General features: G+C 65.1%; 11 protein-coding genes. 3 read left to right on the top strand and 8 right to left on the bottom strand.

Features of this window, described 5'->3' with window-relative positions; translation table 11 throughout:
* Positions 1-13 precede the first annotated feature (13 nt).
* The gene (thiC, locus tag AC0QDI_RS08235) at positions 14-1,459 is read right to left on the bottom strand and encodes a phosphomethylpyrimidine synthase ThiC (RefSeq protein WP_474667035.1); all 1,446 of its coding nucleotides are present in this window, start codon (positions 1,457-1,459) and stop codon (positions 14-16) included.
* A 165-nt stretch (positions 1,460-1,624) separates the two neighbouring features.
* Here thiC and AC0QDI_RS08230 point away from each other — a divergent pair, with 165 nt between their 5' ends.
* Positions 1,625-2,323, top strand: a complete 699-nt coding sequence (locus AC0QDI_RS08230; RefSeq protein WP_474667033.1) for a phosphoribosyltransferase — start codon at positions 1,625-1,627, stop codon at positions 2,321-2,323.
* Positions 2,324-2,341: 18 nt separating this feature from the next.
* Here the strand turns inward: AC0QDI_RS08230 and AC0QDI_RS08225 are convergent, their stop codons facing one another.
* The gene (locus AC0QDI_RS08225; RefSeq protein ID WP_474667031.1) at positions 2,342-3,013 is read right to left on the bottom strand and encodes a class I SAM-dependent methyltransferase; all 672 of its coding nucleotides are present in this window, start codon (positions 3,011-3,013) and stop codon (positions 2,342-2,344) included.
* 144 nt (positions 3,014-3,157) lie between these two features.
* Between AC0QDI_RS08225 and AC0QDI_RS08220 the strand changes: the two genes are divergently transcribed.
* Positions 3,158-3,367: a hypothetical protein gene (locus tag AC0QDI_RS08220; RefSeq protein WP_474667029.1), complete on the top strand. Its 210-nt coding sequence runs from the start codon at positions 3,158-3,160 to the stop codon at positions 3,365-3,367.
* Between the two features lie 60 nt (positions 3,368-3,427).
* Here AC0QDI_RS08220 and AC0QDI_RS08215 read toward each other — a convergent pair whose 3' ends face one another.
* Positions 3,428-4,870 carry an MATE family efflux transporter gene (locus tag AC0QDI_RS08215; protein WP_474667027.1) on the bottom strand — a complete coding sequence of 481 codons (1,443 nt, stop codon included), beginning with the start codon at positions 4,868-4,870 and terminating at the stop codon, positions 3,428-3,430.
* A gap of 147 nt (positions 4,871-5,017) precedes the next feature.
* Between AC0QDI_RS08215 and mtnP the strand changes: the two genes are divergently transcribed.
* Positions 5,018-5,878, top strand: coding sequence for an S-methyl-5'-thioadenosine phosphorylase (gene mtnP / locus AC0QDI_RS08210; protein ID WP_474667025.1), 861 nt, complete (start codon positions 5,018-5,020; stop codon positions 5,876-5,878).
* 83 nt (positions 5,879-5,961) lie between these two features.
* Here the strand turns inward: mtnP and AC0QDI_RS08205 are convergent, their stop codons facing one another.
* The 5 genes from AC0QDI_RS08205 to AC0QDI_RS08185 all read right to left on the bottom strand — a co-directional run bounded on the left by AC0QDI_RS08205 (position 5,962) and on the right by AC0QDI_RS08185 (position 14,955).
* A complete protein-coding gene (locus AC0QDI_RS08205) occupies positions 5,962-6,615 on the bottom strand; it encodes a DUF8108 domain-containing protein (protein WP_474667023.1) in 654 nt (217 codons plus the stop codon).
* A gap of 96 nt (positions 6,616-6,711) precedes the next feature.
* The gene (locus AC0QDI_RS08200; protein ID WP_474667021.1) at positions 6,712-7,743 is read right to left on the bottom strand and encodes a segregation/condensation protein A; all 1,032 of its coding nucleotides are present in this window, start codon (positions 7,741-7,743) and stop codon (positions 6,712-6,714) included.
* A complete protein-coding gene (gene smc, locus AC0QDI_RS08195; protein ID WP_474667019.1) occupies positions 7,736-11,326 on the bottom strand; it encodes a chromosome segregation protein SMC in 3,591 nt (1,196 codons plus the stop codon). Before smc ends, AC0QDI_RS08200 begins: the two co-directional genes overlap by 8 nt.
* Before the next feature lie 91 nt (positions 11,327-11,417).
* Positions 11,418-11,729, bottom strand: coding sequence for a DUF7518 family protein (locus tag AC0QDI_RS08190; RefSeq protein ID WP_474667017.1), 312 nt, complete (start codon positions 11,727-11,729; stop codon positions 11,418-11,420).
* A 184-nt stretch (positions 11,730-11,913) separates the two neighbouring features.
* Positions 11,914-14,955, bottom strand: a complete 3,042-nt coding sequence (locus tag AC0QDI_RS08185) for a PAS domain-containing sensor histidine kinase (protein WP_474667015.1) — start codon at positions 14,953-14,955, stop codon at positions 11,914-11,916.
* Positions 14,956-15,006: the final 51 nt, after the last annotated feature.

Below are 15,006 nucleotides of genomic sequence, written 5' to 3'. Positions count from 1 at the left end.
GGGGAGTCGCGGATCAATCGTCGCCCGTTTCCTCGAGCGGATCGCCGTGCTCGTGGTTCGCCATCGGCGGCAGATCCCCCGACTCGTGCGTTCCCACGGGCGGCCGATTTACGTCCGCGGCGGGCGAGGACTCGAGGTCGGTCCGTTCCTCGCCTTCGATCGCTTCCATCTCGCCGTCCTCGCGCGCATCCTGGTCGATCCGCATCGAGCAGAACTCAGCCCCGCACATCGAGCAGAATCGGGCTTCCTTGTAGTTGTCGCCGGGTAGGGTCTGATCGTGGAACGACCGGGCGCGGTCGGGGTCGAGCGCAAGGTCGAACTGCTCGCGCCAGTCGAACTCGTAGCGGGCCTCCGAGAGCGCGTCGTCCCAGTCGCGTGCGCCGGGTCGTTCGTTTCCCACGTCGCCGGCGTGGGCGGCGATCCGATAGGCTGCGAGACCGTCTCGGACGTCTTTCTCCTCGGGGAGGCCGAGGTGTTCCTTCGGGGTGACGTAACACAACATCGCGGCACCGGCCCGGGCGGCCATCGCGGCACCGATCGCGCTCGTAATGTGGTCGTAGCCCGGCGCGATGTCGGTCACCAGCGGGCCGAGGACGTAGAAGGGCGCGCCGTCGCAGACCTCCTGCTGGCGCTCGACGTTCTCCGCGACTTTGTGCATCGGAACGTGGCCCGGCCCTTCGACCATCACCTGCACGCCGTGCTCCCAGCCGATGCGAGTGAGTTCGCCTAACGTGTCGAGTTCGGCGTACTGGGCCTCGTCGCAGGCGTCGGCCAGACAGCCCGGCCGCAGGCTGTCCCCGAGGCTGAACGTAACGTCGTGTTCGGCGAAGATCTCACAGATCTCGTCGAATACCTGATAGAGGGGGTTCTGCTCGCCGTTTTCCTCCATCCACTTGGCCATGATCGAGCCGCCCCGCGAGACGATTCCCGTCTTCCGGCCGTCGGTCAGCGGCAGGTGTTCGGCGAGGATCCCCGCGTGGATCGTCATGTAGTCGACGCCCTGCTCGGCCTGTTTCTCGATGATCTCGAGCAGCGACGCTTTCGTAACGTCCTCGGGACTGCCCGCCCGCTTGACCGCCTCGTACAGCGGCACCGTCCCGAGCGGGACCGGCGAGTGCTCGACGTGGGCTTCTCGGATCTCGTCGAGGTCGCTCCCGGTGCCCAGATCCATCACCGTGTCCGCGCCGTAGTGGACCGCGGTGTGGAGCTTCTCGAGTTCCGTCTCGAGGTCGCTGGTCGTCTCGCTGTTGCCGATGTTGGCGTTGACTTTCGTCGCGAACTCGCGGCCGATGATCATCGGATCGAGCGCGTCGTGGTTGACGTTCGCTGGAATCACGGCCTGTCCCTCGGCGACCCGCTCGCGGACGAACGCCGGATCGCGGTTCTCCCGTTCGGCGACGCGTTCCATCTCGGGCGTCACCGTCCCCTCGCGGGCGGCCTGAATCTGTGTCTGCGGCATCGATAACTAGGTTGTACTACCCGATTATAAATTGTCGGATGCCGGCCCCCCGTCGGTGATCGCGAGTTCGCTGGCCGAGGTCTCGCTGCCCTCGCTCGAGACGAGCGGATCGTTTCAGCCGACTTAAGGGGGCCGCGCTCGAGAGACCGGGTAGGTGGCCATCAGATGTCCGACCTACCGGACGATTTCGACTGCACGATAACCAACTGGGAGTATATTTACGGCCTGTGTCGGGACGTCGCCGACGACGTGCGTGACGACGCGTTCGAGCCGGACGTCGTCGTCGCGCTGGCCCGGGGCGGCTGGTTCGCGGGGCGGTGTCTCTGTGACTTCCTCGGACTGAACGACCTGACGAGCCTGAAGATGGAACACTACGTCGGCGCCGCCGAGAAGTCCGGCGAGCCGACCGTCCGCTACCCGATGCCCGAGGGAAGCGTCGAGGGCAAGGACGTGCTCATCATCGACGACATCGCCGACACCGGCGGCTCGATCGAGCGCGCATACGAGTACGTCGACGACCGCGACGCCGGCGAGGTCCGAACCGCGACGCTGCAGTTGCTCGGCACCAGCGAGTTCCAGCCCGACTACGTCGGCGAACGCCTCGAGGAGTGGACCTGGGTCGTCTACCCGTGGAACTTCATCGAGGACATGGTGGACCTGATCACCAGTGCGATGGAAAAGGCCGACCAGGAGAGCTTCACGAACGACGAGATCCGTCACTTCCTCACCGAACACCACGGCATCGAGCGCATCGAGATGGAAATCGCCCAGCCCGACCGGCTGTCGGAAGTCCTGAGCGAGATGAAACGCCGCGAGGTGCTCGAGTCGGCCGATTCGGACCAGTGGAGACTCGCCGCTGAATAAGCGGACGGTCGCTCACGTCTACTCACGCTCGCATTCGTTGCGAGACGACGACTCGGTCTCCGTTTCCACCGGTGCCTCGAGTCGACCGGCGAGATACAGCCAGTGTTCGTCCTCGGTAAGCGTCTCGGTACTCTCACGCTCGTCGACGACGGCGAATCCGGCCTCGCGCAGTTGGGTTCGCGTGGCCGCCGCGCCAGCCATGTCCCACTGCATTTCGACGCCGGTCTCGAGCCAGTTCGGGTTCTCACCGGTCCACTCCACCGGGGCCTCGGAGAGCAGCACCCAGCCGCCGGGCCGCAGGACCCGAGCGAACTCGTCGAGGACTGCCCGGTGGTCATCGAGAGGGACGTGAATCAGCGAGTGGAAGGTGATCACGGCGTCGAAGACCCCATCGGAGAACGGCAGCGTCACCATATCCCCATGAACGAGGGCCGCTGCCGGGGCGTTCGCCGCCGCCAGCGCCAACTGTTCGCGCGAGAAATCCGTGCCGACCGCGTTCCCAGCGTTGCTCACCCGCCGCAGAACTGGCACTCCTTGGCCGCAACCGACGTCGAGAACGGTCGGCGAGTCGGAAAGCGACTCGAGTACCGCCTCGAGGGCGTCCATCCCGATACCGCCCTCGGATCGTTCCGCAGCGTACGTTTCTGCCACGGCGTCGTATCCCCGACGAACGACATCCTTGTCGACCATCGCTGAACGATACCGAGCCCTCGCTGTTCAATCTTCGTTCCGATTTCTGTCAGCTGTGGTTCCACTGCTATGCGCGAGGAATGGGGCTTAACCACAATATACGACGAAATCGTTACAACGACGGCGACGAAAGAATCACAGAGAATGGCAGCTGATGAGACCGCTTCCGGCGGTACGCGGAGCAACCTGCTCGAGACGCTGCTGGAAGACGTCCGCGAACGGTACGTTGAGGAACACGGCAAAGAACCGCCAGCGGAATTTATGCGCGACGCTCGCCGGGACATCCTTCGATCGTTAGCGAAAAAGGGACGTGACGAACACCGTGACGTTTACGACGCGCTCGCGGACGAATAACACCGTTTCTAGCGCTTCTTCACCCGCGAATGTGTAGCTCGTCCTCGGCATCGATCGCCGTCACTCCGCGACCGATTCGGTTTCACTCGAGCCCGTCTGTTCCGCTTCGGCGCCGTCCCCATCGACCAGCGCGCCCTTCCACGTACCACGCGAAAACCACGCGACGGCGGCGATCGCACCGACGATATCGCCGATCACGACGCCCGTCCAGATACCGGTCGGTCCCCAGTCGGCGACGAAGACCAGATAGGCGGTGACGGGGACGCGTACGATCCAGAGCCCGAGCACGGCGAACGCGAGCGCCGTCTTCGTGTTGCCGGCCCCGCGGAACGCGCCCTGGACAACCTGCAAGACGCCCATGAAGGCGAAGCCGACCGCGGCGAAGCGGAGGTAGGTCACGCCGTAGTCGATCGTCGCCGCTTTCCCGGCCGCGTCGGCGGTGACGAACACCGAGACGAACGGCTCCGGGAAGAGAAACGCGAATATACTGGCCGCCAACATGACCGCGCCGATCACGCTCGCGGCGATTCTGACCGCTCTCGCCGCCCGATCGGGATTGCCCGCGCCCAGGTTCTGGCCGACGATCGAGTCCGTCGCCTGCCCCAACCCCAGCGCCGGGAGGAAGGCCAGCGAGATCAGCCGATTGCCCAGGCCGTAGGCCGCGACGACCGCCGGCGGGAAGGTCACGACGATCGCCGTCATCGCGACGAGGGCGAGGGCGGTCATCGACTGCTCGAGCGCCGTCGGCACCCCCAGCCGGGTGATCTTCGCGACGTACTCCCGGCGTGGCCGGAGGTGGCTCGGCTGGATGTCCGGCCCCACGTCGGTGTAGTACAGCAGATAAAAGCCGATCGCCGTCGCGAGCCCCCGTGAGATGAGGGTCGCGACGGCGGCCCCCTCGACCTCGAGGCGGGGGAACGGACCGACGCCGAAGATGAACAGCGGATCGAGCGCGAGATTGATGACGACGCTGACGAGCATCACGCGCATCGGGGCGCGAGTGGTGCCGTAGCCGCGCATGAGCGCGACGAAGACGAAAAAGCCGAAGAGGAAGGGAAGCCCGAGGAAGAAGATCCGGAGATAGCCGGCAGCGAGCGGGATGATCTCGGCCTGCGTCGCGGCGTCGGCGGGCAGGGCGGCGAGCAGCGGCCCGGTCGCGAAAAAGCCCAGCGTACTCAGTGCGACGGCGACCAGCGAGACGAACGACAGCGTTTGCCCGGCGATCAGTCCGGCGTCGCCGCTCTTCGCGCCGGTGTGCTGGGCGATCAGGATCGCGCCGGCCGTCGTGAAGCCGCCGCCGATCGCGATCAGCAAGAAGAGGATCGGAAACGCGAGGCTCACGGCCCCGACCGCGTCGGGCGAGAGCGCCCCCAGCCAGAAGGTGTCGCCGACGTTGTAGGCGACCTGCAACAGCTGGATGACCACGAGCGGCCACGCGAGCCGGATCATCGGTCGAACGAGGGGACCGTCGGTGAGCGTTCCGTCGGACGATTCCGCACCCATAGCCGAAACGTGACGGCGGCGCTACTTGGGTTCTCGTGAGTCGTGGTAGCGGCCATCGGTCTCGACTGTCGGCGCAGATCACCGCTTCGCGACGAGCCCGGGACGGGAACCAGTCCGTTTACGGTCCTGCTCGGCCCATCTCTCGCCATGACGATCGGCGTTATCGGCGGCAGCGGTATCTACGACGCACTGCCACTCGAGAACACGCGCAAAGCGGAAATTTCGACCCCGTACGGCGAGCCGAGCGAGAAAGTCACCCGCGGCGAACTCGCCGGGCGAGACGTCGCGTTCCTTCCGCGTCACGGCGAGAACCATCAGCATCCGCCGACTGACGCAGCCTATCGGGCGAACATCTACGCGCTCAAATCGGTCGGCGTCGACCGGGTCATCGCCACGAACGCGGTCGGCAGCCTTCGCGAGGAGCTGCCGCCGCGAACGCTCGTCGTTCCCGACCAGATCTTCGACCGGACCAAACACCGCACGCCCACCTTCTTCGGCGACGGCATGGTCGTCCACATGGGCTTCGCCGATCCGTACTGTCCCGAACTGGTCTCCCACCTCGCGGAATCGGCGCGGGAAGCGACCGACGACGGAACGAAAACCCAGGAAGACGGCACGTACGTCTGCATCGAAGGCCCGCAGTACTCCACCCGAGCCGAGAGCGAGTTCTACCGCGATCAGGGCTGGGACGTCGTCGGCATGACCGCCATCCCGGAGGCGAAACTCGCCCGCGAGGCCGAGCTGAGCTACGCCACCGTCGCCGGCGTCACCGATTACGACGTCTGGAAGCGAGACAGCGAGGTCACCCTCGAGGAGGTCCTCGAGAACGCCGCGGCCAATCAGGACGCGATCAACGCGGTCGTCGAACGCGCCATTCGAACGATGCCGGAGGACTTCGAGAGCGAGGCCTGGAGCGCCCTCGAGGGGACGATCAATACGCCACAGGAGGCGATTCCGGAGGAGACGCTCGAGCGCGTCGATCTGCTCGCCGGCGATTACCTCGATTGAGACGGTCCGCTGGCAGTCATATCTGGCGCGACCGCAACCGGCCTGCGGTCGCGTCGGTACGTCGGTACAGCAAACCGTCTGAGTCAGTCGAAGGCCCGTCTGAGCTCCAGCGCGGTCGTCTCGTCGTTTCGGTCGATGCGCCGGGCCCGCTCGAGTCGTGGCGGTTCGCCACCCGACTGCATTCCGTCGTCTGACGGCGATCCCGTTGCACGTCCCCGTCCCGATTCCTGTTCCACCTTCCGACTTTCGTCCGTTTCTCGCGCCGGCGACCGGGTCGGCGTCGGATCCGGGTCCACGACTCGCTCGGCAGTGGGAGGCGAGTCGACGGCGTCTCCGAGCGCGACGCAGTCGCCACAGAAGTCGTTGCTCCCCCACTCGAGGGTGTGAATCGGCACGCCGAGGACGACGATCTGTCGGGCGTAGCGGCGGTGCGTGCCGGACTCGGCCAGCACGCCACACCGGACGCACCGTCGCCGACCGGTTTCGAACGGCTCCTCCTCGAACCGGTACTCGAGGCCGAACGTGTGGGCCGGATACAGCGGGAGGCGACTCACGAGGAGGAGGCCGACGAGGACCAACAGGAAACAGACGGCCGAGACCCACATCGCGGCCGTCGGCTCGAACCGGTACAGCGGCCCGACCAGGGCCCCGGCGAGGAGGACGATCGGCAGTAGCTTCCGAACCAGAGTGAACGTCTCGACGCGAATGCGAAAGAGGGCATCGTCCGGCCTCGTCATCGACTCGAGGTTTCGCCGGTGTGGGCTAAACGCTTGTGGGCGCTCGATCCGTTCTCGAGCCGGTCTGGGGAGTCACTTCCGAGCCGACACGAGAATTCAGTCGGCGATCGCTTCGGTCGCCTCGGCCTCTACTGCCGCCTCTTTCACCCAGAGGTCGCCGAACAGTTCGTCCTGCTCGAGCGTCACCGTTCCTCGATGGGCCAGAAAGAGCAGCGCGAGGTAGGTCATCACGCGCGTGCCGCCGACCTCGTCGATCTCGGCGTACAGCACCTCGTCGCGGCCTCGCTCGTAGCGGTCCTCGAGTTCCGTCTCGACGTCGTCGATGACCGCCTCGATGTCCTCTTCGTGGGTCGTGTGGGTCACGTCGTCGCTGGTCGGTTCGTCGTCGACCCGGAAGTCGTCGCCCGAGTGGTAGTTCAGCTCCTGCACGCCGCGGTCGTACCCCTTCGGCGAATCGCTCGTGTCGTAACTTCGCGACTCCTTCCACCAGGTATCTCGCTCGGCCGTCCGAAGCTCGCGGACCAGTTCGTCCAGCGTCTCCGGCTTCCCGCGGGCGTGCTTGCGCTCGAGGCGGCGTTCCATCTCCTCCTCGAGGTTCTCGACGGGGTCGAACCCCGGCGGGTACTCCCGACCGTCGTCGCCCGCCGGGTCCATCGCTCCCTCGTCGGCGAAGGGCGCTTCCCACGGCGGGAGCTCCTCCTCGTCGGGGTCGTCGGTGGCGAACAGTTCGTCGCTCTTCATCCGCAGGAGGACGCTCGCGTAGAACAGCGCCCGCCCGGAGGTTCGCAGGTCGACCTCGTCGATCGCCTCGAGGAACTTGTCGGTGACCGCGACGATGTCGATGTCCCACGGATCGATTTCGCCGTCCTTCGCGAGTTGGACGAGCAATTCGACGGGCTCGACCGTCTCTTCGTCTCCGTCGTCGTCGTCTCCGGACGTTTCCGCGGCCGTTTCGACGTCCGCGAACTCGAGGACCGATTCGGTGGATCCGTCCGACGGGCTTTCGTCGTCGGAATCGTCGCCCGCGCTCGAGTCCGCATCTCCCGGGCGCTCGCGGTCCTCGTGGCCCGCGATGTCGAGGGGGATCTCGTCTCCCCCATCGGTATAAAACTCGTCGTGATCAGTCACTGACCGGCACCTCTTCTCCGCTCCCGTCGCCGCCGTCGCTCAGATCGATCCCGGTCACCGCGCTCACGTTATCCCGTTGCATCGTCACGCCGATCGCCCGCTCGGAGCGATCGAGCATCGCCGACCGGTGGGAGACGACGACGAACTGGGCCTTGTCGGAGAGTTCGTCGACCATCTCGCCGATCCGATCGGCGTTGACGGCGTCGAGGAAGGCGTCGACCTCGTCGAGCGCGTAGAACGGGGCCGGGTTGTGCCGCTGGATCGCGAAGATGAAGGCGAGCGCGGTCAGCGACTTCTCGCCGCCGGACATCGCGTCCAGGCGCTGGATCGGCTTGTCGCCCGGCTGTGCCTTCATCGTCAGCCCGCCGTCGAACGGATCGTCCTCGTTCTCGAGGTGCAGCGTCCCCGTCCCCTCCGAGAGCTTCTCGAAGATCTCGGTGAAGTGCGCGGCGATCGCGTCGTAGGCGTCCATGAACGTCTGCTTCTTCTGGGTCTCGTACTGCTCGATCCGCTCGCGGATGCCGTCGGCCTCCTCGACCAGCGTTTCCCTGCCCTCCTCGAGCGTCTCGAGATCGCTCCGGACCTCGTCGTACTCGTCGATCGCGAGCATGTTCACCGGCTCCATCGCCTCCATATCCGCCTGCAGGTGGTCGATCATCTCGAGGACGGTGTCGTGATCCGGCACGTCCTCGGGGTCGTAGTCGCCGACCTCCGATTCGAGGGACTCGATCTCCCACTCGAGGCTGCTCGCGCGCTCGCCGGCGTCCTCGAGTTTGCTCTCGACGGCGTTGACCCGATCCTGCTGTTTGTCGCGGTCCGTCCGAGCCTCGGACAGCTCCTCCTTGAGGTCGCTGCGCTCGGCTTTCAGTTCCGTGAGCTCTTCTTCGAGCTCCGCGACGGCCTCGTGTTTCTCCTCGAGCGTCTCGCGCTTCCCGTCGATTTCCGCCTCGTAGTCGTCGATCCGGTCTTCGTGCTCGGCCGTCCGATTCTGCGCGGCCTCGATGTCGTCGTGGAGGTCCTCGATGGCGTCCTCGGCGTACTCCTTCTCGAGGCTCAGCTCGTTGAGTTCGTTATCGAGTTCCTGAATGCGGTCCTCGCGCTCGTCGATCTCGGCCTCGAGCGCCTCGATCTGGTCGGTCAGTTCGGGGATCTTCGAGTCCGCGAGCTCGCGCTCGAGATCGTCGATGTCCGCCTCGAGCTCCTCGACCGTCGCCGTCTTCGCGTCGATCTCGTCGGATATCTCGTTCATCCGCTCGTCGACCGACTCGCGCTCCTCGCGGAGCTCCGCGAGGTCCGACTCGAGGGATTCGATCTCGGCCTCGATCTCCTCCCGTTTCTCGTCGAGGCCCTCGAGTTCGGACTCGATCGACCGAACTTCGTCGGCCGCGTCGCTCTTGCGGTCGCGGGCGTCGTCGAGTCGCTCCTCGACGCCGCGAGCGTCCTCGCGGAGCGACGTCCGTTCTTCCTGCAGCTCCGTGATCTGTTTCGCGACGCGCTCGAGCTGGCCCTCGCCGCCGCCGGTAAAGGAGTACCGCGAGCCGCCGCCGGAGCCGCCGGTCATCGCGCCGCTCTTCTCGACCAAGTCGCCGTCGAGCGTGACCATCCGATAGTCGCCCATGTACGAGCGGGCGGTCTCGATGTCCTCGACGACCAGCGTGTCACCGAGGACGTAGGAGAAGACCCCGGCGTACTCGCTATCGAAGTCGACGAGGTTGTACGCGAAGTCGACGATTCCCGGATCGCTCGGCGCGTTGGGGAGCCGACGCTGGCTCATGTCCGTCAGCGGTAGGAAAGTCGCTCTCCCCGCGTTTCGGGACTTGAGGTGCTCGATACACTGCTGACCGATGACGTCGTCGTCGACGATCACGTTCGCCAGCCGACCGCCGGCGGCGGTCTCGCAGGCGACCGCGTACTCGCCGGGGACGGTCCCCAGCTGGGCGACCGCGCCGTGAACGCCGTCGATCCCCGAGTTGAGGATCGTCGTCACCGCGCGACCGAACGAGGAGTCGCCGCTCTCGCCCGCGTTGGCCTCGAGTTCGGCGTACTCCTGTTGTTTGGTCTGAATCTCGTCGTCGAGATCGTCGATATCGGACTGGAGCCGACGCTTCTCGCCTTTCAGATCGTCGACGACCTCCGCGATGTTCGCGCGGTTCCGCTCCGCCTTCTCGAGTTCCCGCTCGAGGTCGCCGCGCTGGCTCTCGAGTTCGGGGAGCTCCTCGCGTCGCTCCTCGATCGTCTGCTCTTTCTCGCTGATCGCGTTCGAGCGCCGGCGAGCCTCGTCGAGCAGGCGATCCTGTTCGCGCTGGAGGTCGTTGCGCTCCGTCTTCGCCTCTTCTAGCTGCTCTTTGCGCTCGGCCAGATCGGTCTTGAGTTCGTCGAACTCGGTGTCGACGGCCTCTATTTCGGCCTCGAGTTCGTCGCGTTCGGCCTCGCGTTCCTGGATCTCGCTCTTGATAGAGGCCTTCTCGAGTTTGTGCTCGCGCATCTCGTCCGTGAGGTCGTCGATCGTCTCCTGCTTGCGATCGATCTGGACGAACGCCTCGCGGCGCTTGGATTCGGCCTCCTCGATCGCTTCCTCGCTGGCCTCGATCTTGTCCTCGAGCCGCGAGATGTCGCCTTTGATCTCCTCGATCTCGCTTTTGATCCGGAGCTGTTCGTCCTCGCCTTTGCGCTCGATTTCGGCGTTTAAGTCCTCGAGGTCTTCCTGCAGGCGGACGACTTTGCCCTCCCGTTCGTCGAGTTCGCGCTCGAGCTCCCGGAGTTCGTCTGCGAGGTCGTCGACTTCGGTTTCGACGGACTCGAGTTCGGCCCGTTTCTCCTCGAGTTCGCTGGCCTTCTTGTAGCCCTCGTACTCCTCCTTTTCGCGGCGGAGCCGGCGGTAGCGCATGGCCGCCCGACGTTCGTCCGCGAGCTGGTCGAGCCGGTCGCGTTTCTCCTCGATGCGGAGTTCGGCCTCGTCGATCCGTTCCTGGACCGTCTCGAGTTCGCCGAAGGCGTCTTCCTTCTTGGCGTCGAACTCCGCGACGCCCGCGATCTCGTCGATGATCTCCCGGCGGGCGTGGGGCGTCATGTTGATGATCTCGGTGACGTCGCCCTGCATGACGACGTTGTACCCCTCCGGCGTGATCCCGGCCTGCGCGAGCAGATCCTGAATGTCCGAGAGGTTGACCGAGCGGTCGTTGAGGTAGTAGTAGGAGTAGTAGTTGTCCTCGGTCTCTTTCACTCGCCGGCGGATGCGAATCTCGTCGACGTCGCCGACGTCCTCGCTACCCGCGGCGTTGACGACCTGCGATCGATCGAGGGCACCTTCGGAGTTGTCGAGGATGACCTCGACGGTGGCTTCTCGTGGGCCGCTCGTGGTCTCCTCGCCCTCGTGACCGGGGTTGTAGATGAGATCCGTCAGCTTCTCGGCGCGAATCCCGCGGGTGCGGGCCAGGCCGAGCGCGAAGAGGACGGCGTCGATGATGTTCGACTTCCCGGAGCCGTTCGGGCCCGTAACGACGGTGAAATCCTCGTAGAACGGGATCTTCGTCTTTCTACCGAAACTCTTGAAATTGTCGAGGACGATCGCTTTGATATACATTCTCTTTGCGCGACCTCCGTATCGTCAGTGGCTGCCGAAACGAGGGGTATCGATCCCTCCGCGACAGCCCCTTCCGTCGCGTCAGCCGCAGTTATGCGACGATAATGTCGTCGCTACCTGAGTCTTCCGCTTCGTCACCGGTCGCTTCCCCCTCGACCGTCCCCTCGGCGTCCGCCGCCGCCTCGGCGACCTCGTCGGGTTCGGCTTCGGGCGTTTCGTCCGCCGTCGCTTCGGACTCCTCGCTGCGACGGTCGGGGACGCGCGTCGGCGTGTCGGCGTCCAGTTCGGCCTCGAGGACGCGGATCCGCTCTTTCGCCTCGATGAGTTCGTCCGTCAGCCCCTCTACCGTCGACTCGAGTTCCGCAACCGTCGATTCGAGCGTCTCGACGCGGTTGTTCGACATAGTGTCTAGGGGTCGGTCCGGCCACATAAACGTACGTCAGACGTGTATAAACTATTTGATGCTAATCGGCCGTGCCGCGTTTGCACTGGCTGCGGATTCGGGGCCGGTCGCCCGCTGAATGGGGAGACCGTGGCGGCGGGAAGGGACGCGACGAACCGCGAGTGGAAACGAGACGATTCCGGACTTACGGCGCGAAATCGTCCGCCGCGGGGAGCGTGAAGGAGAACGTCGCACCCTCACCCGGTTCGGAGTCGACCCAGATCTCGCCGCCGTGGCGTTCGATGATTCGCTGACAGAGCGCGAGGCCGATCCCCGTCCCGGAATACTCCTCGCGGCTGTGGAGGCGCTGGAAGACCTCGAACACGCGCTCTTGATCGTCGGGATCGATCCCGATGCCCTCGTCGTGCACCGAGATGACCCACTCTCGTCCCCGGCGTTCGGCGTCGACGGAAACTTGCGGCGGCTCGTCACCGCTGTACTCGAGCGCGTTGCTCAGGAGGTTCTGGAACACTTGGCGCAACTGGGCCGCGTCGCCCTCGGCACGGGGGAGCGTGTCGGTCTCGATCTCGGCGTCCGTCTCCTCGATCTGGAGCCGTAAGTCCGCGAGCACGCTCTCGAGGACCGAATCGAGGTCGACGGGTTCGAGCGGGTCCCCTTGCGTCTCGACTCGAGAGTACGCCAGCAGTCCGTCGATCATGTTGCGCATTCGGTCGGCGCCGTCGACCGCGAACGCGAGGAACTCCTCGCCGTCGTCGTCGAGTTCGTCGGCGTAGCGGTTCTCGATGAGCTGGAGGTAACTCGAGACCATCCGCAGGGGCTCTTGCAGGTCGTGGGAGGCCGCGTATGCGAACTGTTCCAATCGACGGTTGGACTCCTCGAGTCGGTCGATCGTTTCCTCGAGTCTGCGCTGGTACTCCTTGCGTTCGGTGATGTCGTGGGCCATCGACACGCCGGCGAAGACGTCGCCGCGATTGTCGGTGATCGGGACCGTATAGAGTACCCACTCCCGGTCGGCGTACTCCAGTTCGATCGTCCGCTCTTCGCCCTCGAGTGCGGCCTGAAGCGCCGGTCTGAGCGCATCGCTCGTTTCGGTGGGCCAGACGTCGTCGAACTGTTCCCCCTCGGCCTCCGCCGGGTCCACGGGTATCTTGTCGAATCCCTGCCCCGCGACCAGCGTGTACTCGAGATCGTGGTCGAACAGGGTGACGACGCCGTTCGGGAAGTGCTCCGCGAGGGTTCGGTAGCGCTGCTCGGACTCCTCGAGTTCGCGTTCGCGCTTCTTTCGTTCCGTGACGTCGCGGTCCGAGACGACGATCGACACGACGTCGCCATCGTCGTTCGTGACGGGCCTGAAGACGCCGTTGAGCGTGTACTGCTCGCCGTTCGGTCGCGTGAGGTCGGTTTCGAAGTTGACGTACTCGCCGGCCGCCGCGCGCTCGGTCCACTCCCTGACCGAAGACCGAACGTCCTCGCCCTCACCCCACCACGGCGTCTCCCAGAACGGCTCGCCGGTCACGTCCGCGAGGTCTGCGTCGATGTACTCCATCGCCGTCCCGTTGATATCCAGCACCGTCCCGTCGGGCTCGAGCAGTCCGACGAGGATGTTCGGATCCTCGAAGATCGCCTCGAAGCGTCGCTCCGTCTGCTCGAGTTCCCGCTCGCGCGCTCTGCGCTCGGTCACGTCCCGGAAGTATACCGAGATTCCCGTTTCGGAGGGGTAGAGGTTCGCCTCGACCCGGAAATCGAGCGTGTCGTAGTAGAGCTCGTAGCTGGTCGGCTCTTGGGTCTCCAGCGCCGTGTGGAAGGCGTCCCAGACCGCGTCGAGATTGCGGAGGTCAGGGAACACGTCCCAGAGTTGCTCGCCGAGTAGCTCCTCCTCGGAGCGCTGCAGGAGTTCCGCGGCGCGCTCGTTGACGTGCGTGAATCGGAACTCGTCGTCGACCGCGTAGAACGCGTCCGAAATCCGCCCGAGAATGCGCTGGAGTTCGCTCTCGAGTTCCTGCTCGCGCTCCCAGCGATCCGTCATATCGCGAGTCACCTTCAGATAGCCCCGATGGGTGCCGTCGTCGTCTCGAACCGGCGTGATCGTCACGTTCGCCCAGAACCGCGTTCCGTCCGCTCGGACGCGCCAGCCTTCGTCCTCGGCGGAGCCGGTCTCGAGCGCTCGCTCGAGGTTCCGTTCGGGAACGTTCGCCGCTCGATCCCCGTCGGTATAAAACGTCGAGAAGTGCTCGCCGACGATCTCCTCGCTGTCGTAGCCCTTGAGATTCCGCGCGCCTTTGTTCCAGGTGAGGACGTGACCGTCCGAGTCTAGCCGGAAGATCGCGTACTCCTCGACGGCGTCGACCAGGGACTGAAACGCTTCTCTGTTCTCCTCTAGATCTTCTTCAGAGCGCTTCTGATCGGTGATATCGTAGTAAAACTCGACCCTGCCGCCGGCGAATTTTCCCGATTTGATCGGTTTACTCTGGTATCGGAGCCACCGGTCCTCGAGGTCGGTCCCGTCGCCCGCGACCCGACACTCGAGGCGATCGACGAAGCGATCGTCGTCGTACGACGAGCGGACGGTCTCGGCGAACGAATCGGAATCGACGAACCTGTGTTTGAGGGTCTCGTCGATGACCGTCCGGTTGTTCCGCCCGACGAGACGCTCGTGATCGATAGCGAAGTACTGCCCGATGGTCTCGTCGGCCCACGTGATCTCGCAGTTCTCGTCGAGGATGCAGACGCCGATATCCGCTTTGTCGATGATGCTCGTGATCGAATCGTACGATTTCTCCGCCGATGTGAGCGACTCCTGTCGGCGCTGTTCCTCGGACCGGTCGCGGGCGACACCGATGGACCCCTGAAACTCGCCGTCCTCCACCAGGAGGTTGATCCGTAATTCGTAGGGGATCGCGTCGCCGCCGGCTGTTCGGACGACGATATCGAACCTTGCGATGTCGTCCCCGTCGGCTGCGCCGACCTGGCTCGAAATCTCGCGTTCGATGCGTTCGATATCGCCATCGGCGAGCACGAGCGAGACGTGCTCGCCGAGGAGTTCCTCGCGCGCGTAGCCGGTCGTCTCGACGATGACGTCGTTGACCGCGACGAAGCGTCCGTCGGTATCGAGCTGGTAAATGCCGTCGTCGATCGTGTTGACGAGCGTCCGATATCGGTGGAGCGCGACGTCGTCGTCGGCATCTCCCCAGAATGCCCCGTCGTCCGCGCCCGCTCGAGTACTCATGGACTCCTGATAGCCGTTGACCGGGGAAAAAACCCCCGGCGCGTTGCAGGT

This window comes from Natrinema sp. LJW11 (assembly GCF_056135975.1).
This window is presented reverse-complemented; position numbering and strand designations above follow the sequence as displayed.